The organism is Kosakonia sp. ML.JS2a, assembly GCF_025642095.1.
Classification (GTDB): domain Bacteria; phylum Pseudomonadota; class Gammaproteobacteria; order Enterobacterales; family Enterobacteriaceae.
On sequence record NZ_CP106754.1, the window covers coordinates 3,831,217 to 3,848,847 of the forward strand.

The following is a 17,631-nucleotide window of genomic DNA, read 5'->3' on the forward strand; positions in this document are numbered from 1 at the left end:
CTCTAAGGGTTTATTAACATGAAAATTTCTCAACTGAGTCTGTTGATCTCTGCTGCCGTGCTGTGCTCGTCAGTGCAGGCCGCAGAAATATACAATAAAGACGGTAATAAGTTAGACTTATATGGTTTAGTCTCTGCTGAACATTATTTTTCTGATAATAGCAGCTGGAATGGAGACCAAACTTATATGCGTTTAGGCTTTCGTGGCGAAACGCAAATTAATGATCAATTAACGGGTTATGGCCAATGGCAGATGCATATTGACGCCAATAAATCCGAAGGCGATACCAATACACCGCGCACCCGTTATGGGTTTGCTGGTTTAAAATTCGCCAATTATGGTTCCATCGATTATGGCCGTAACAAAGGTATTTTGTATGACTCACTGGGTTATACCGACATGCAGCCGGAATTCGACGGCATGACCTACGGCTCCGATCAGTTTATGTTCAGCCGCGGCAACGGCATGCTGACTTACCGCAATACCGACTTTTTCGGACTGGTGGACGGCCTGAACTTCTCCCTGCAATATCAGGGTAAAAATGACGGCAATGGCGAATCCGGTGCCGGACGTAACGTACTGCGCCAGAATGGCGACGGTTATGGGATGTCGCTGGAATATAAAATTGGCGCAGGCGTCAGCGTCGTGGGTGCCATGACCAGTGCGAAACGCACGCAGGAACAGAATACCGCCACGAATATTCTCGGTGATGGCGATCGCGCCGAAGCCTATTCCGGCGCACTGAAATACGATGCCAATAATATTTATTTGGCAGCCATGTTTACTCAGGCCTATAACGCCTCACGCTTTGGTAGCTCGTCCGATACCACCAGCGCTTATGGTTATGCTAACGAATCGCAGATTTTTGAAGCGTATGCCAGCTACCAGTTCGACTTTGGTCTCCAGCCTTTTGTCGCGTATAACGCACTAAAAGGTAAAAATATTGGATCTAATTCCGCGGGTGCGAATTATGGCGATCAGGACATCGAAAAGTATGTTGATTTAGGTGCGACGTACTATTTCAACAAAAACTTCAATATGTTCGTTGATTATAAAATCAACCTGATTGACGACAGTGCATTCACCCAGGCTGCGGGTATCAACACCGATGACGTTGTCGCTGTCGGTATGGTGTACCAGTTCTAAAAAAACAGGCGGCGCAAGCCGCCTTTTTCTCGTGCATAGTTTCTGTTTATTCAAAGAATTGTTTAGTTTTGTTATCTGACAGCTTCGTTATTTTCACGTCAGAGAATTGTCAGCGCCGGGGGGTAAAATGACTTCCGTCAGAGGCTGTTCTGGCCCGATTAAATAATGAGGTGGTAACAATGAAAAAAGTACACGCACAGGTTTTCGCAACACTGATGGTTATTTTCTCGACAGCGTCCTGGGCTGCCAGCGAAGTGACCACCGACACGGGTTTAACCGCGATGGGCAGCGTTTCCGTTGCTGGCGTCGACACCCTGCACGACGTGCAACATCAACTGGCGAAAAAGGCGGCTCAACAAGGCGCCAGCAGCTATAAAATCATTTCCGCCGGTGGCGATGACAAATATTTCGGCGTGGCTGAGCTGTATAAATAACCGCCGGAAAAATGTGTAAAAAAAAGGCCGTGACGCAACCCGTTACGGCCTTTTTGTTGATGGGCAAAACCTGATTATCGCCTTAGCCCAGCGACAGGGTAAAACCAAAGGTATTCATGCCATTCTGGCTGCTGGCGAACACATCGCCACGGTGCATATTGGCAACCGCTCTGACAATCGACAGCCCCAGCCCGTGGTGGGTATCGCTGTGCGTACGGGATGCATCCACACGGTAGAAACGTTCGAATAAGCGCGCCAGATGATCGCTGGCAATCGCTTCGCCGACGTTGGATACCGCCACCTTGGCATGGTGATCGACACTGTTCAGCCGGACGATTACCGTACTGTCCGGCGGCGCATGACGAGCGCTGTTTTCCAGCAGATTCGCCAGCGAACGGTGGAACAAGCGCCGATCGATAGAGGCCGTCACGTCCCCTTCGACCTGCACACGCAGGTTTTTCTCCGCAAATGAGGGTTCCACGTATTCGAAGGTTTTATAGGTCTCTTCCCGCAGGGAAACGGTCGTTAACTGGGTCGCATGCTCCCCGGCCTGCGCGTGCGACAAAAACAGCATGTCGTTAACAATCGAGGTCATGCGCTCCAGTTCTTCAAGATTGGATTCCAGCAAATCCTGGAGCTCGGCAACGGAACGCGGGCGCGACAGCCCCAGTTGCGTTTGCCCGATCAGATTGGTGAGTGGCGTACGCAGTTCGTGCGCGACATCGGCGTTAAAACTCTCCAGTTGCCGCCAGGCGACTTCCTGGCGCTCCAGCGCGCCGTTAAAGGAGACCGCCAGCGCTTGCAGCTCATCCGGCAATGTGCGGGTTTGCAAGCGCTGCCCGTGATTCCCGGGGGCCAGGTGCTGCGCCTGTTCGCTCAGCATATTGACCGGTCGCATGCCGTTGCGGGCAATCAGATACCCGAGCAGGGCAATAAACATCACCCCGACAATGCTGATGATCACCAGCGTGCAGGTAAATTCATACAGCGTGCCCATATAGGGCGTGGAGTCTATCGCCACCACATAACGCAGCGCCGGGCGCTCGCCGTTTGCCGGGATTTCACGCGAGTAAAGGAATAGCAGACAGGAGAGTTCCGTTTTACCGGGTGCGGTGCTAAAACCGTCTTTCAGCGATGCCCAGTTCACACCAGTTGGCGGCGGGCCGCCCATATCAAAGCGCGCGTCTTTACTCAACAGCCAGTATTTTACCCGCCCGCCTTCCGAGGTGGAGAGCGTGGTAAATTTCGCTTCCAGCGTCGACCAACCCTCAAGGTTGTGGCGATTTTCGATCCACGGCGTCATGAGCGACTCGCGAAACAACAATTCGTTGTGCATCTGGCTTTGCAGGGATTCATACAGCGAACTTCGCAGCACCACGCCAAAGGTGATGACCACAAAGACATAGGCCACGGAGAACAGTAACGCCATCCGCCCGGCAATCGATCGTTTTAATACCGAGAAAGAGATCAACTTACTTTGCTCTCCTGGCGGGTTTCCAGCACATAGCCCATGCCGCGCACGGTGTGTAACAGTTTGATCGGGTAAGGGTTATCGACTTTCGCGCGCAAGCGTTTGATCGCCACTTCAACCACGTTGGCGTCGCTGTCGAAGTTCATGTCCCACACCTGTTCGGCAATCATCATCTTCGACAAGATTTCGCCCTGGTGGCGGGCCAGCAGGCTTAACAGCGCATACTCTTTCGCCGTCAGTTCCAGCCGCTCGCCGCCGCGCGTTACGCGCCTGGCCAGCAAGTCGAGATGCAGATCGTGAATGTGCAACTGGGTGATATCGGCACCATCGCCGGGACGACGACGCAACAGCGCCTGAATACGCGCTACCAGTTCAATCAGGGAAAACGGTTTAGGAAGGTAGTCGTCTGCGCCATGACGCAGCCCTTTGACCCGCTCTTCCACCGAACCCCGGGCGGAGAGCATTAACACCGGCGTCTGTTTGCTGGCGCGCAGGCGTTCAAGGATCTGGTAACCGTCCATACCGGGTAACATCACGTCCAGCACGATGGCGTCGTAATCATATTCCAGCGCCATATGCAGCCCTTCGCCCCCGTGGGCCACCACATCCAGCGTGAACCCTTGTTCAGTTAACGCCCGATTGATATAGGAGGAGGTTTTCTCCTCATCTTCAATTAACAGCAGCTTCATTTGCGTGCCTCCTTCAACGTTTCGGCACCTGCCGTAAGCACAACCTCTGGCATGATTCTAGCGCCTGCGGGCTGACAATTTGCTGACATTTTTTTCGTGTTTTAACACCAGCACATAAGCCAATGATTAATCACATATCGCGCGGTTCAGGGGGTTACTGCTGATGATGCCGCCGCCATACGCCCGGTGGCATGTGGTATTTGCGGGCAAACGTCCGGGTAAAGGTCTGCTGGGAGTCATAACCGTATTTCGTTGAGATGGTCATGATCGACGCTTCGCTGCTGATCAGTTCCTGTGCGGCGCTTTCCAGCTTCTTATTGCGAATATAGATGCCTAACGGCACCTGCATTACTTGCTGGAAAAGGCGTTGCAGGTGCCATTTTGAATAGCCCGATCGCGTGGCGACGTCGCCAATACGTAGCGGTCGGTCGAGGTTGTCATCAATCCACTGCTGGATCTCATGTATGACTGCGTGCTGCATACCCATGATTGAAGCCTCCTTTCAAAAGGAGCTTCCACCTTAACGCAGGGATACTTACTCAAAAGTGACGCGAAAATGATAATTTTGTCAGAATTGTTAAACCTACGCGACACACTGGCCGCGCAGGTCCAGGGAGATCAGGCATCCGCCAGCGCGGAGACCAGCCGGGCGTGTTCATGACGGGGCGGCGTGCCGTCGGTTCCCCGTAGATCGGTGCGAAACACGCTCATCAGTTCGACCAGATGCTGCGACTGATCGCGCAGATTGTCTACCGCCTGGGTAGATGCCCCCACCAGCGCCGCGTTTTGCTGGGTCACTTTATCCAGTTGGGCAATGGCGTCGTTCACCTGCCCCACGCCCAGTTCCTGCTCCTGGGTGGTGGTACCGATCTGGTTGATCATTTCCGCCACCTGGTGCGACTGCCGCACCAGCTCGCCAATGGTTTCGCCCGCGTTATTCACCAGCGCGGAACCGTTGTCTACCCGCTCCAGACTGGCCTGAATAAGCCCTTTGATCTCTTTAGCCGCCGTGGCGGAACGCTGCGCCAGCGAGCGCACTTCCCCTGCGACGACCGCAAACCCCCGCCCGTGCTCCCCTGCGCGCGCGGCTTCAACGGCAGCATTCAGCGCCAGAATGTTGGTCTGGAAAGTAATGCCGTCGATAACTGCAATGATTTCGCTGATTTTGCGCGCACTGTCGCTGATCTCTTCCATGGTGTGAACAATGTCCGTAATCGCGTCACCGCCTTTGGCGGCAATCGCACTGGCGGCGGTGGCCTGCTGGTTTGTGCTGCGTACCGTGTCCGCATTCTGGCGAATGGTCTGCCCGATTTGCTCCATTGAAGCTGCCGTCTGTTGCAGGCTGGCCGCCTGCTGTTCGGTGCGCTGACTGAGGTCGGCGCTGCCCAGCGCGACACCGCTGGCACCGTCGGAGATCAGTTCGCTGCTTTCCCGAACCTCGGTAACAATGCGGCTCAGGCTCTGGCGCATCTCCTCCATACCGGCGAGCAGACTGCGGCTATCCCCTGGCGCCAGCGTCACACGGGCGGCCAGATTACCTTCGGCAATATCGCGCACCACGCGCAACGCATAGGCCGGTTCCCCGCCAAGCTGCCGTTTAATGTAGCGGGTGGCAAACCAGGCAATCGCCACGCCCAGCAGCGCTGCAATAGCTGCAAAGACCAGCAACAGATCGCCGGATGTCCGGGCGCTGCCCGTGGTGGCGGTCGCTGCCGAGGTGGTGCTGGCCTGCTGGCGGGCGATCATGGCTGAGATGTCATCAAATAAGCCCGCCTGCGCCGGCTGGAGTTTGTCTACCGCCATGGATTGCGAATCCAGCATCTGGCCGTTTTTCGCCATACTGACGGTCTGGCGCACTAGCGCCACGTACTCCGTCTGGCGCTGTTTGACCTGCTCCAGCATCTGCTGTAGCTCAGCGCCCTGAATCGTTTGCTGCAACTGCGCCATCAACGCTTCAATCCGCGTGATGGACGCGACGGTCACTTTCTCTTCCACGTCCTGCTTATCGGCGTCATCCTGAAACACCATGATAAATGTCGCTTTGGTGGCGTTGTTGAGCGTATCTTTCAGCTCCTGCATCGCCAGCAGGTTAGTCAGATGGTATTTCTCGTAATACTCAATATGCTGGCTGGTATTTAACAACGCGCTGCGACCAAAAAAGGCGACCAGAAAACTAATAATAATGATGGCGGCAAATCCGGTGCCCAATAGCGCACCGAGAGAGATGGGTTTCATGGTTGGCATATATCCCTCGTATTATTTCATCTGTTCCCCAACGAAGAGCGTTCAGGCTGTGCTGATTCACTATACGAAGCCCAAACCTGCGCGGAAAATATGAAATAGCGATGGGTTAGCGCTCAGCAAACATGAAAAGTGAGCACCGAAAAAAGATTAACGCACAGACAATATAAAAGAACGAGGGGAGCGCGCCGCCAGCAATCGCTCCCCTGAAATGCAGGAAAAGAGGGGCGTTGCGCTGCCCTCTTTTCCTGTCGTGCTAGATTTTTTTCGCCTTTGCAGCCCAGGCTTCCGGGAATGCGGACGAACAGACGGCGGGATCGACCACCAGAATATCGACATCCACCAGCCCGAATGTCACAAACGGATCGCGGTGTATCTCTTTTTCCAGTGCGGTCAGCTCATTGGCAAAGGCCAGAATAAACCCACCTTGTTTATTCTGTAGCGGCCCGGCAAAAATGACGTTGCCCTTTTTGATCATCTCCGCCAGCCAGATTTTGTGCGCATCCAGATGATGGCCTAATGCCTCGGGATCGCTGCCGTATTTCAGGGTGATGGCATATAACATAATGGCATCCTCAGCAGTTATTGTAGCGACAGGGCAGCGATAACCGAATCAACAGAAGCAAAAGCATCTTCAATATGTTGACGTTTCACCTCTTCCCCTTTGGACATCCCTTCCGCCCGGATATAAAAGAGATCTTTAATGCCGAGGAAGGCAAAAAAGCCCTGCAGGTATTTCTCGTGAAACTCCAATGCGGAAAAAGGCGGCTGTAAGTAAAACCCTCCGCGGGCCGAAACAATAATGATCTGTTTTCCCCCCGCCAACCCTACCGGCCCGGCGGAGGTGTATTGAAAGGTTTTCCCCGGCTGGGCGATGCGGTCTAACCATGCCTTTAACTGGGTGGAAACGGAGAAGTTATACATTGGCGCACCAATAATAATCAGCTCGCTGGCCAGAAACTCATCCACCAGCGCTCGCGAGACCTGATGTTCGGGCAGCGCCTGCTGTGAGTCTGCGCCACCAACCGGGCGGAACCCCGCCGCAATGTCCGCAGTTAAGTGCGTAATGGGCTGATGCACCACATCGCGATAGGTGACCTGCGCATTGGGATATTGTTCTTTTATTTTCTTCACGGTTTCGGCGGAAAGACGGCGGGTAACGGAATCCTCCGCCAGAATACTTGAGTCGATATGCAGGATCTTCATGATGTTCTCCGGTTATACATTCAGTCATGTTTATTTGCAGGATTGCGCAGCAGCATCAATAAAATCCGCCACGGCATCGGGGTGAGAAATCATCGACAGATGCGAAGAGTAAAGTCGCGAGACGCGGGCCTGCATATGCTGCGCAATCTGTGTCTGTACCGGGGTCGCTAATGCGTGATCATTTTCCGTAATCAGATACCAGGAGGGCTTATTTTCCCAGGCAGCATGGCTGACCGTTCCCTGAAAGGCGGCCACATTGATGGGCTGCTGCACCGCCGCCAGTTCGCGCGCTTTCGCTAACGGAATATCGCCCGCCATCACCGTGTGGAATTGTTGCGGATCGTCTAACCAGACCCAGCCATTGGCATCGGGGGTTAAACCGCGCATCGGCGCATTAAGCCTGTCGAGTAAGCCGTTAACCGACTCCCCGCTCGCCGGTGCTAAGGCTGATAAATAGACCAGCCCGCGCACGTTGCGGCTATTGCCCGCCTGGCTTATCACTGCGCCTGCCCATGAGTGTCCCACCAGCAAGACGTTGCCCGACTGGCGATCCAGCACGCGTTCTGTCGCCCGGACGTCATCCTCAAGGGAGGTTAACGGGTTTTGCACCACCGCCACGTGGTAACCCCTGCCCTGTAACCGCTGAACAACCTCTGACCAGCCTGAGCCATCGGCAAACGCGCCGTGCACCAGAACGATATTTTTAATCACTGCCGCCTCCGCCACACCCGAAACCGCGCCCAGTAACACCGCACAAGACAGCATGGCCCTTCCCCAACCGCGTAAACGATGCCACATACCCGCCCCCGACCTGTTCTGGTCACGTTATCAACAAGATGACGCTATTTTATGCACGGCAAAAAGCTGTGGTAAGATGGCTAACTTGACATTAAACAGGCAAAACCCGCCAAATTCAGGAGAACTGCCATGCAGATTGCCATCATCGCAACGGAGGGCAGCATGATGTCTGCGGTGACCGGACTGGCGGATATGTTCTGGATCACCAACCAGTCGCTGCCCGCCGGGGAGGGCGATTTTCCACACCCGCGCTTTGACACCGCCATTGTCAGCGCTGACGGCATGCCGGTGCGCGATGCGCAAGGCCGTACGATTCCGGTGGATCACGCGTTTGCCAGCGTGCCCGCCCCCGACATCGTCCTCGCGTGCGGTATGGCGCTGGGGGCGGACAGGCTTCCCGCCCGCCCCATCAACACGGCGGCCGACTGGTTGCGTGAGCAGTACCGGCGGGGGGCGCTTATCGGCGGTGCCTGCGCCGGGGGATATATGTTGGGTGAAGCGGGTTTACTGGATGGCAAAGCCTGTGCAACCACCTGGTGGCTGTATCCCACCTTTCGCCAGCGTTACCCGCGCGCGAAAATGGTCTGGGGAAAGCCGCTGGTTGAAGATGGCAATATCATTACCACGGGCGGGCCGTTATCCTGGGCCGATCTGGCGCTGCATATTATTCGTCGTCAGGCGGGAAAAGAGGCGGCGCGTATTGCCGCCGATATGGCCGTCGCCGACAGTCAGCCCCTTTCACAGCAGCTCTATGCGCCGCGCGGCTTTCTTAACGCCATCGACCCGATGCTGTTGCGGGCGGAACAACTGATTCGCTATGACAATCCGGCCATCACGGTGGAGCAACTCGCCAGCGCACTGAACCTGAGCCCACGCACGCTGCACCGCAAGCTGGCCGGGTTAACGCAGGAAAGCCCCAGGCATTTTATTACCCGTGTTCGCATTGAGTCCGCCTGCCTGTTGCTGGAAAACCCCACCGCCAATATCCGGCATATCGCCGCGGCGTGCGGTTACAGCGAAGATACGGCGTTCAGAAAAGCATTCGTCCAGCTTATGGGCATGACGCCCGCACAATATAAAAGATGGGTGGCCAGCAGAAACGGCACGCAGCCGCGCGTTGACCCGCAGGCGGAACAATAAAAAAAGGCAGACGTCGGTCTGCCAACGGTAATCCCTGGTGGGACAAAAGAGCGCATAAACCTACCTGCCTCACCGCCTTTTACGGTGTGGTCGAGGTTGTGGTGGTGGTACTGGTGTTTGTCGAGGTGGTGCTGCCATCGTTGCCTCCCCCCATCGACAATAAAAGCACACCGGCAACGCCCACGACGATCGCCGTGCCGGTTAATGCGGAACTGCCAATCGCAATGTCCGACGCCTGGCTCCCGGCGGCGGCACCTTTTTCTGCCGGTGCTGCGTAACAAATTTCAGTAAGCGTTAAAGTGAAAAGTAAAATAATGCATTTTACAGGTATCATAATGCTCGCCTCACTTTTTTATTAATTTCGTAATTACTCTAAAACGGTATTCCCGAGGCGGATCGCAAATTAAGACATTCCTTGACAATATGAAAACAATTGGGAGATTCCTCAGTTTCTTTCACAACTGGAGGGTATTTCACAATTTGTCACAAAATGAAATTTAAGAATATCCTCAGTTAACAACTTTTAAACGATATGATACAGATCAAAGAAGAAAGATAAGAACGCCAAAAATAGCCGTTAAAAAGGCAACTTATAAATTACACAGGCAAATTTCCAGACGCTCCGGGAGGGTGTAACATGGAAAGAAAAATAGACGTCATATTATGCAAAATAAATTGTTCATACACGAAGAAAGGTATTATTCAACTCGCCAAAGAGATACGACACGGCAGCGGTTTACAGGTGGCCATTAACTTTACCGCCCCTTATTCCAGTCGGTATATTCTGGCTGTAACCAAAGGCCACTTTACACCGTTTACGCTGGTTAATTCCCCCGTGATAGTGATACCGGATAAAATACCGGTAGAGGTATTACTGGATATACTTACTGAGTTTATATATGGCCGCTTAAGTAGCCATGTTAAAACGGTCCGACTTGGCCGTCAGGAAGTCGCAATACTGAAAGAGATGATTTTTGAGAAAAGTGATGATGACATATCCAACCTGTTAAAAATCAACAAAAAAACAGTTTCATCACACAAGGACAATATCAAAAAGAAAATCTCCGCCAATTCGAAAATTGATATTTTCTATGCTTTCAGCATCTTTTTGTTTGAAGATTGCGAACTGTCTTCAATCGACGATGAAACACGCTATACGCAGTCCGGTTTTTTTCCAGAAAATAAATATAAGATGGTATCCTGAATTTTTATATAACGTGCACGGGAATTAACATTTCTTATACATCTGGCCTCGTCTGTTGCTATCATGATTTGGCACAAGAAATGTAATGACCGATATTTCACTCAACAGCAGGAACAACATTAAGGCATCAGCAAGCAGATTGCTGATGCCTTAATGTTCTGACCAACAATGTTAAATTCACATGTGCTTTTTATGCCCGATAACAAACACACGTGAATTTATAATTATCAACTCTTTTTCCGCGACCGTCGAGCGCCTCCCATTTCTTTGGCGCGTAGCATTTGCGTATGCTTATAAAAAGAACAAACAATTAAAACTAATAACATGCTAATCCAAATAAAGCCCATCATAATTATTTTGCCAGTCCAGGTTGCTGTGACGTGTAATTGCGCTGTGAGACAGAAGGTGTCGCAACCGCAACATCATAAACCAGGACGCAACCCGGTGGGTATATCGATTTACCATTTCTGCTTATAAATGAGCAAGATTGCCGCGCAAACGAAGATATCCGCATTAAGCTATATCTGATCGATTTATGAAACCCAGCATATCCAGTTTCAGGAATTCTCATCCACGGCGTTCAGCCTAAAATAGGCTGCACCTGTAAAGCAAAGACCTGAGGATATCGCTTATGCACCGCACATTACCCGGCATACTACTGACACTGGCAGCCGCTTCCGCCACTGCCGCCCCTTTACACCTGGAGGTGTATAACCCCCAGGAGAACGGCATTTTTGCCGTGTCATCAACGCTGGTTTCCGGGCCAACCGAAGCGATCCTGTTCGATGCGCAGTTCAGCGTGCAGGACGGTGAAAAACTGGTGAAGATGATTAAAGCCAGCGGGAAAACGCTCAAAGAGATCGTGATTACCTCTGGCGATCCGGATTTCTATTTTGGTCTTGAACCGATTGTTAAAGCCTTCCCGCAGGTGAGCGTCGTCGCTTCGCCGCAGGTGGTAAAACATATTGAGGAGACCAAAGCCGCGAAGCTGGCCTTCTGGGGGCCGCAAATGAAAGAGGGCGCGCCACAGAGCCTCACCGTCCCCCAACCTGTTGCCTCTGCGCGCTTTACGGTTGATGGTGAAACGCTGGAGCTTCGCCATCCGGACAGTTATGCCGCCTATGTCTGGATCCCGGCCAACAAAGCGATCCTCGGCGGCACCGCCGTTTCCAGCGGTATCCATGTCTGGACGGCGGACACGCAAACGCCAGCAGCCCGTGCCGAATGGCGCCAGGTATTGAGTGAAATGCAGCGCCTTAAACCTCAACAGGTGATCCCCGGTCACTATCTGGGCGCACGCCCGGCGGGTGATGAGGCAATTCGCTTCACCGCGGATTACCTGCAACGTTTTGAACAAGCATTGCAGACCCACACGTCGTCAGCGGAGGTGATCAAGACCATGACGCAGCACTGGCCGCATCTTGCGGAAGAGAGTTCACTGACGCTGAGCGCCAAAGTGAATACCGGCGAAATGAAGTGGTAACAAACGGGGCGCATTGCCCCGTTTTCTGCACCAGCGTTGTTAGGTGGTTTGCCGCATTGCGTCGGCAACCGCCGCCAGAAACAGCGTTAATGCGGCGTGCTGGTGTTCGCGGGATTGATACAAACCATAAATACCCAGCCGCTGTGGCTCGAGATGCGGCAATACGCTGACCAGCGTGCCACGCGCCAGCGCTTCACGGGCTTCCTGCTCCGGCACCAGCGCCAGACCGCATCCGGCTACCGCCGCATCGCACAATACCGACGAAATCCCGGCGCTCAGGTTGCCGTTCGCCAGCACCGTAAAGCGGGTTTGCGCGCTGTCGGTAAAGTGCCACGTCTGACCGGCGAAACCGCTGTAATAAAGGCAGTTGTGCTGTTCGAGATCGGCTGCATGTTGTGGTACGCCATGCAGGCGAAGATAGTCCGGAGAGGCGCACAGCACCGAACGGCACTCCCCGAGACGCATCGCGATCGCGCCAGGCTCAGGATTGTTGGTAATGCGGATCGCCAGATCGATACGTTCACCGATCAGGTTGACGGGTTGATGGCTGATATCAATTTCAATTTTTAACGCCGGATAGCGTGCCAGAAATGCCGGCAGCACCGGCCCGACAATGTGGCTGGCGGTAAAGTGGGCGCAGGCAATGCGTAACGTACCGGAAGGCGTTTCGCGCGTGGACTGCTGCTCAATATCCTCAAACAACGGCGTCAATTGCCGCGTACGAAGAAGCGTATTTTCCCCCGCCGGGGTCAGCGTCAGACGGCGGGAAGAACGGTGGATAAGCCGCGCTCCGGCCCATTTTTCCATCTCGTCCAGGTAACGACTCACCATGGGCCGCGAAATGCCCAGCGCACGCGACGCAGCGCTCAGACTGCCCAGTTCGCAAATACGATTAAACACCACTACCGCCATGACCCTGTCCATATGCCCATCCGATCGTTTAACGAAACTTTCGCCGCATTGTTGCACAAAGCCATCCTACCAAATCTTGTTGGGGTAAATCCTTGCGCTGACTGTAAATATTCACGACAGCCTGCCGATAGCAGGGAGGTATTTTTAACAGTGATGTTTGCAGGATGAATGACAATGAAAAGACACCCTTTGAGCTGTCGTGCGCTAAAAGCAGCCGGGTACGATCCGAACTCCAGCGTGCTTGAACTTGAACACAGCAACGGACGCGTCGAGCAGTATCTGGGCGTACCGCCAAAAACCTGGCAAGGCTTTCTGATGAGTCACGATCAGGAGAAATACTTTCGTGAGAATATTGCGAATAGTTTCTTAAAAATTGTCGTTGAACAGGCAAATTACAGCCGTTTCTGAACCCTGAAACGACAAATTTGCCCGCCGTTGTGCTAACGTTGTCTCGCCGCAGACGACGCGGCGTCTTACGGCTTAATGCCGGTCAACAGCGTAAAGAGGGTGTATGAGAATCGGCATTGCTTTCCCCATTCTGGTTTTTATTGTCGCGGTCGCTTTTCTGGCGTGGTTTATCCTTGGCGGTTATGCCTCGCCCGGCGTCTGATACCGCACTCAGGCGCGATGGAGGAACGGTCGGCAGATAACGACCATCGCCAGCGCGCTGAGTAGTGGCAACACCGCCAGCCACAGCCACGCGATGCTGGCCCCAACGGAAGGCGTCAGCGCATTATCCAGTTGCCCACCCAGCAAGAAATTCCCCGCCAGCACGGTGATCCCCCCCATCGACGACAACGCGCCGTAATGCGCGCCAAGGTTCTGATTGCCGGCAAAATGCGGGATCAGATCTTTCCCCACCGGGACAATCAACATCTGCCCGAGCGTGAGCAAGGTGACCATGCAGGCGGCAGGCAGGTAGCGCTGCCAGTTATCCGGCGCGGGGAACGCGGCAAAGAGCGACACGCTAACAAACGAGGCGGCCAACAGCGCAAATCCGATGGGTAATATACGTGCCGCGCCAGTGCGGCGGGCGAGACGCGCCAGCGGCATCTGTAAGGTAATAATCAATATCGAGGCCAGCATAAACAGCGGGCCGAGCGTTTTTTCGCTACTGCCGGAGCGGGTCAGTTCAACGGGCAACGCCAGGTAGAGCTGGTTGTAGCTAAACAGATAGCTGCTCCAGGCCAGCATAAAGGCGACAAACCGCGGGTTACGAAACGTTTTCCACCACGGCAATACCTGCAATGTCTCTGCTTTGCCCTGCGTGCGCGGCAGGCAAAAAAACAGCACCAGCAAGGCGATAACAAATACCCCGGCACCCGCCAGCGCCACGCGCTGAAAGCCAAAGCCAGCCAGCAACGAACCGAGCAGCGGCCCGAGCACCGTGCCCAGTTCACCGCAAATGGCAAACAGGGCAAACCATTCGGCGCGGCTGCGTTTTCCCGCTTTTTCGCTTTCCGTTCCCGCCTTTGCCAGCAAGGCCTCAATCGCCGGGGAGAACAACGCTCCCCCCACGCCAGTTAAACACGCGCCCAACACCACTGGCGTCAGCGTGTCGCCAAACGCCAGCAGCAAATAACCGCTGATCCTCACCAGACAACCGCACAGAATAATCACCCGCGCGCCATAACGATCGGCGAGCGCCCCGCCGAGCAGAAACATCCCCTGCTGAGAGAAGGTGCGTAAACCAATGATCAGACCAATCAGCGACCCCGACAGCAATAAATCATCACGCAGGAAGATCGCCAGAAACGGTACCACGGCATAAAAGCCGATATTGAAAATAAGCTGGCTACCTGCAAGCAGATAAGGCGATGTCCCTTTCGTCGGGGCGGAAAAATGAGCAAGCATGCAGAAATCGTTAACCGTATCAGGAAGGCGCAGAGGTGACTTTAATACCGGGTTCGCACAGCACTGGCAACTCTTTCTAAACCCACAAAGAACACAAGGATTAGCCACACCGACGTCCATATTGACAAGGATTGTGCCGCTCGGTATAAGAGCCGGCATTAGAATGATTTTCATTTACAATGCTAATAATCATAAAGGTCATGATGATGCCACTGTTTAAAAAATCGTTGTTTGCACTGGGGATTCTTTTCACCGCTTCTGCGCTGGCGGAAGCGACACATTATCCGCTGACGCTGGATAACTGCGGTGTCCAGGTTACCTTCAACAAGGCGCCCCAGCGGGTGGTCGCGCTTGGGCAAAACACAGCGGAAATCATGCTGCTGCTGGGCCTGGAAGATAAAATGGTCGCCAGCGCGTTCTGGCCGACCAAAGTCCTGCCACAACTGGCGGCGCAGAATGCGAAAGTCAAAGTGCTGACCGTGGAGATCCCGACGCTTGAGTCGATCATCGCGCAGGAGCCAGATTTTGTGGCCGCACAGTTGCCGATCCTGCTGGGGCCAGACAGCAAAGTGGCGAAGCGTGAAGATTTCGCCGCCATTGGCGCAAACAGCTACCTCTCCCCTGGCGTGTGCGCAACCAAACAGGATAACGGCGACATCTACGGTAGCCGCCACACTCTGTGGAACCCGTCGCTGCTGTATAAAGAGATTGACGATCTGGCGAAAATTTTCGACGTGCAGGCGCGCGGCGATGCGCTGATCGCGCAGTTTAAACAGCGCGAAGAGGCGCTGCGCAAGCAGTTCAGCCACGGCAAGAAAAATCTCTCCTTTGTGTTCTGGTTCTCCAGCGCCTCCCCGTCTGCGGACGCCTATGTCGGCGGTAAGAACAGCGCCTCGGGCTACATTGCCAATCTGCTGGGCGGGCACAGCGCCGTCACCTCCGAAAGCGAATGGCCGACGCTTGGCTGGGAAAGTATTATCGCCAGCAACCCGGATGTGATTGTGGTCTCCAGCCTCGATCGCAACCGCTGGGCGCTGGATAACGCCGAAGAGAAGATCACATTCCTGAAGAGCGATCCGGCAGTCAGCCAGCTTGAGGCGGTGAAAAAAGGGCATATTGTGGTGATGGACGGTCAGGCGATGAACCCGACGATTCGCACGCTGTACGGCGCAGAACAGGTTGCCGCCCAACTGGAGAAGCTGGGGCTGGATAAATGACCACGCCCGCCACGGCGGCGCTGAAAAATGCGCCGCTGATTCTGTTACTGCTGCTCTCGCTGGTGCTACTGGCGCTGGTGATTGCCATCAGCGTTGGCGTGGGTGAACTGGCGATTCCGCTCAGAACCACCTTTTACGCGGTGAGCAATAAACTGGGTCTGACCCACGAGCCGTTAAACCGCATTCACGAAACGGTGCTGTGGGATTTCCGCCTGAGCCGGGCGCTGGTTGCCGCCTGTTGCGGCGCCGGGCTGGCTATTTGCGGTGCGGTGTTGCAAAGCCTGCTGAAAAACGCGCTGGCGGAACCCTATGTGCTGGGCGTTTCCGCCGGGGCATCGACAGGGGCAGTGTCGGTGGTGGTGCTGGGCATCGGCACCGGTGCGGTGTCACTGTCGGCGGGCGCATTTGCCGGTGCATTCGCCGCCTTTCTGTTTGTCGCCGTGCTGACGAACGGTGCGCGCGGTGGTAATGAGCGTACCATTCTCGCCGGTGTCGCCGCGTCGCAGTTGTTCAATGCGATAACCGCTTACAGCATCAGCACGTCGGCCAGCGCGCAACAAGCCCGCGATGTGATGTTCTGGCTGCTGGGCAGCTTTAGCGGCGTTCGCTGGCCGGAGTTCCAGCTTGTTCTGGTGGTCGTGATCCTTGGACTACTGGCCTGCCTGTATCACGCCAAAGCGCTGGATGCCTTCACCTTCGGTGACGATGCCGCCGCATCGCTGGGTATTCCTATTGGCATCGTCCGGTTGATCCTCTTTTCCGTCACCGCGCTGATTACCGCGACAATCGTCAGTATGGCCGGTTCAATTGGCTTTGTCGGGCTGGTGGTGCCGCATGTGATGCGCTACTTCATCGGGCCACTGCACCGGAAATTACTGGTGGCCTGTGCACTGGCCGGGGCAATTTTAATGGTGCTGGCGGATATCGCCTCGCGCACGCTTATCGCGCCGCAGAGCCTGCCGGTTGGCGTGGTGACCGCGCTGGTTGGCGTGCCGTTCTTTGCCATTATTCTCTATCGTTCAAGGAGGTTTGCATGAGCATTAGCGCAAGCCGCCTTTGCTGGCGGGTCGGTAAAAAAACCATTGTTAACGACGTCTCCCTTGAGGTGCCCAAAGGGCAAACGCTGGGTCTGCTCGGCCCGAACGGCTCCGGCAAATCGTCACTGCTGCGCATTCTGGCCGGGCTGCGCCGCCCGGATAGCGGTAAAGTGATGCTCGATGGCAGCGATATGGCTGCATTGAAAAAGAAAGCGCTGGCCAGACGCGTGGCGTTTGTTGAGCAACATGCGGCGACGGAGGCCAATATCCGCGTGCGTGACGTGGTGAAACTGGGGCGTATTCCCCACCATTCGCCGTTCAGCGCCTGGTCCCATCAGGATGATGAGATTGTCACTGCGGCGCTGGCGAGGGTGGAGATGCTGGAGCACAGCGAACAGGGCTGGCAAAGCCTGTCCGGCGGCGAACGTCAACGGGTGCATATCGCCCGCGCGCTGGCGCAGACGCCGAGTGAGATTTTGCTGGACGAGCCGACTAACCATCTTGATATTCACCATCAAATCCATCTGATGCGCCTGGTCAGTGAACTGCCGGTAACCAGCATTGTCGCGATTCACGATTTGAACCATGCCGCCATGTTCTGCGATGCGCTGATCGTGATGCAAAAAGGGCAAATCGTGGCGCGGGGAACGCCGGAAGAGGTGTTAACGGAAGCGATGCTGGCGGACGTTTTCCAGGTCAAAGCGCGTATTGAGATCTCGCCGGATCACGGCAAAAAGCATATCCACTTTTTATAAGACAAGGGCGCTAAGCGCCCTTTTTCCTGCCACGCCCGCTTACA

20 protein-coding genes are annotated in these 17,631 nt (G+C 54.6%); 10 read left to right on the forward strand and 10 right to left on the reverse strand.

Going from position 1 to position 17,631, the window contains the following annotated elements:
* The first annotated feature begins 18 nt into the window (after positions 1-18).
* Both ompC and N7922_RS18220 read left to right on the forward strand, forming a co-directional pair.
* On the forward strand, positions 19-1,146 hold the full coding sequence (ompC, locus tag N7922_RS18215) for a porin OmpC (protein WP_061496898.1): 1,128 nt from the start codon (positions 19-21) through the stop codon (positions 1,144-1,146).
* A gap of 179 nt (positions 1,147-1,325) precedes the next feature.
* Positions 1,326-1,580 carry a DUF1471 domain-containing protein gene (locus tag N7922_RS18220; protein WP_263097646.1) on the forward strand — a complete coding sequence of 85 codons (255 nt, stop codon included), beginning with the start codon at positions 1,326-1,328 and terminating at the stop codon, positions 1,578-1,580.
* 82 nt (positions 1,581-1,662) lie between these two features.
* Here the strand turns inward: N7922_RS18220 and N7922_RS18225 are convergent, their stop codons facing one another.
* From N7922_RS18225 to N7922_RS18255, 7 genes are all read right to left on the reverse strand, one after another.
* On the reverse strand, positions 1,663-3,009 hold the full coding sequence (locus tag N7922_RS18225; RefSeq protein WP_263100946.1) for a heavy metal sensor histidine kinase: 1,347 nt from the start codon (positions 3,007-3,009) through the stop codon (positions 1,663-1,665).
* 38 nt (positions 3,010-3,047) lie between these two features.
* Positions 3,048-3,740 (reverse strand): heavy metal response regulator transcription factor, encoded by a 693-nt coding sequence (locus tag N7922_RS18230; protein ID WP_263097647.1) that lies wholly within the window; start codon positions 3,738-3,740, stop codon positions 3,048-3,050.
* A gap of 154 nt (positions 3,741-3,894) precedes the next feature.
* Positions 3,895-4,227, reverse strand: coding sequence for a helix-turn-helix domain-containing protein (locus N7922_RS18235; RefSeq protein WP_263097648.1), 333 nt, complete (start codon positions 4,225-4,227; stop codon positions 3,895-3,897).
* A 131-nt stretch (positions 4,228-4,358) separates the two neighbouring features.
* Entirely contained in the window at positions 4,359-5,975 is a 1,617-nt protein-coding gene (locus tag N7922_RS18240) for a methyl-accepting chemotaxis protein (protein ID WP_263097649.1), read from the reverse strand.
* Positions 5,976-6,237: 262 nt separating this feature from the next.
* Positions 6,238-6,546 (reverse strand): YciI family protein, encoded by a 309-nt coding sequence (locus N7922_RS18245; protein ID WP_263097650.1) that lies wholly within the window; start codon positions 6,544-6,546, stop codon positions 6,238-6,240.
* Positions 6,547-6,563: 17 nt separating this feature from the next.
* The gene (locus tag N7922_RS18250) at positions 6,564-7,187 is read right to left on the reverse strand and encodes an FMN-dependent NADH-azoreductase (RefSeq protein ID WP_263097651.1); all 624 of its coding nucleotides are present in this window, start codon (positions 7,185-7,187) and stop codon (positions 6,564-6,566) included.
* A gap of 30 nt (positions 7,188-7,217) precedes the next feature.
* Positions 7,218-7,985 carry an alpha/beta hydrolase gene (locus N7922_RS18255; RefSeq protein WP_263097652.1) on the reverse strand — a complete coding sequence of 256 codons (768 nt, stop codon included), beginning with the start codon at positions 7,983-7,985 and terminating at the stop codon, positions 7,218-7,220.
* A 129-nt stretch (positions 7,986-8,114) separates the two neighbouring features.
* Here N7922_RS18255 and N7922_RS18260 point away from each other — a divergent pair, with 129 nt between their 5' ends.
* Positions 8,115-9,125 (forward strand): GlxA family transcriptional regulator, encoded by a 1,011-nt coding sequence (locus N7922_RS18260; RefSeq protein WP_263097653.1) that lies wholly within the window; start codon positions 8,115-8,117, stop codon positions 9,123-9,125.
* Positions 9,126-9,204: 79 nt separating this feature from the next.
* Here the strand turns inward: N7922_RS18260 and yjbE are convergent, their stop codons facing one another.
* Complete coding sequence (yjbE, locus tag N7922_RS18265; protein ID WP_263097654.1) at positions 9,205-9,459, reverse strand: exopolysaccharide production protein YjbE; 255 nt, start codon at positions 9,457-9,459, stop codon at positions 9,205-9,207.
* Positions 9,460-9,762: 303 nt separating this feature from the next.
* On the opposite strand from yjbE, the gene N7922_RS18270 reads away from it, so the two are divergent.
* Together N7922_RS18270 and N7922_RS18275 are read left to right on the forward strand one after the other, a co-directional pair.
* On the forward strand, positions 9,763-10,329 hold the full coding sequence (locus N7922_RS18270) for a LuxR C-terminal-related transcriptional regulator (RefSeq protein WP_263097655.1): 567 nt from the start codon (positions 9,763-9,765) through the stop codon (positions 10,327-10,329).
* A 631-nt stretch (positions 10,330-10,960) separates the two neighbouring features.
* On the forward strand, positions 10,961-11,812 hold the full coding sequence (locus tag N7922_RS18275; protein ID WP_263097656.1) for a Vmh family MBL fold metallo-hydrolase: 852 nt from the start codon (positions 10,961-10,963) through the stop codon (positions 11,810-11,812).
* 39 nt (positions 11,813-11,851) lie between these two features.
* On the opposite strand, the gene N7922_RS18280 is transcribed toward N7922_RS18275, so the two are convergent.
* The gene (locus N7922_RS18280; protein WP_263097657.1) at positions 11,852-12,736 is read right to left on the reverse strand and encodes a LysR family transcriptional regulator; all 885 of its coding nucleotides are present in this window, start codon (positions 12,734-12,736) and stop codon (positions 11,852-11,854) included.
* A 162-nt stretch (positions 12,737-12,898) separates the two neighbouring features.
* Here N7922_RS18280 and N7922_RS18285 point away from each other — a divergent pair, with 162 nt between their 5' ends.
* Together N7922_RS18285 and N7922_RS18290 are read left to right on the forward strand one after the other, a co-directional pair.
* Positions 12,899-13,132, forward strand: a complete 234-nt coding sequence (locus N7922_RS18285; RefSeq protein ID WP_263097658.1) for a KTSC domain-containing protein — start codon at positions 12,899-12,901, stop codon at positions 13,130-13,132.
* 103 nt (positions 13,133-13,235) lie between these two features.
* Positions 13,236-13,334 carry a YoaK family small membrane protein gene (locus N7922_RS18290; RefSeq protein ID WP_139109644.1) on the forward strand — a complete coding sequence of 33 codons (99 nt, stop codon included), beginning with the start codon at positions 13,236-13,238 and terminating at the stop codon, positions 13,332-13,334.
* Positions 13,335-13,342: 8 nt separating this feature from the next.
* Here N7922_RS18290 and N7922_RS18295 read toward each other — a convergent pair whose 3' ends face one another.
* Positions 13,343-14,578: an MFS transporter gene (locus N7922_RS18295; RefSeq protein ID WP_263097659.1), complete on the reverse strand. Its 1,236-nt coding sequence runs from the start codon at positions 14,576-14,578 to the stop codon at positions 13,343-13,345.
* A 206-nt stretch (positions 14,579-14,784) separates the two neighbouring features.
* Between N7922_RS18295 and N7922_RS18300 the strand changes: the two genes are divergently transcribed.
* Genes N7922_RS18300 through N7922_RS18310 form a run of 3 tightly spaced genes read left to right on the forward strand, consistent with a single transcriptional unit; the run spans position 14,785 to position 17,587 of the window.
* The gene (locus N7922_RS18300) at positions 14,785-15,795 is read left to right on the forward strand and encodes an ABC transporter substrate-binding protein (RefSeq protein ID WP_411554283.1); all 1,011 of its coding nucleotides are present in this window, start codon (positions 14,785-14,787) and stop codon (positions 15,793-15,795) included.
* A complete protein-coding gene (locus N7922_RS18305; RefSeq protein ID WP_263097660.1) occupies positions 15,792-16,832 on the forward strand; it encodes a FecCD family ABC transporter permease in 1,041 nt (346 codons plus the stop codon). Before N7922_RS18300 ends, N7922_RS18305 begins: the two co-directional genes overlap by 4 nt.
* Complete coding sequence (locus N7922_RS18310; protein ID WP_263097661.1) at positions 16,829-17,587, forward strand: ABC transporter ATP-binding protein; 759 nt, start codon at positions 16,829-16,831, stop codon at positions 17,585-17,587. Before N7922_RS18305 ends, N7922_RS18310 begins: the two co-directional genes overlap by 4 nt.
* The last annotated feature ends 44 nt before the right edge of the window (positions 17,588-17,631 follow it).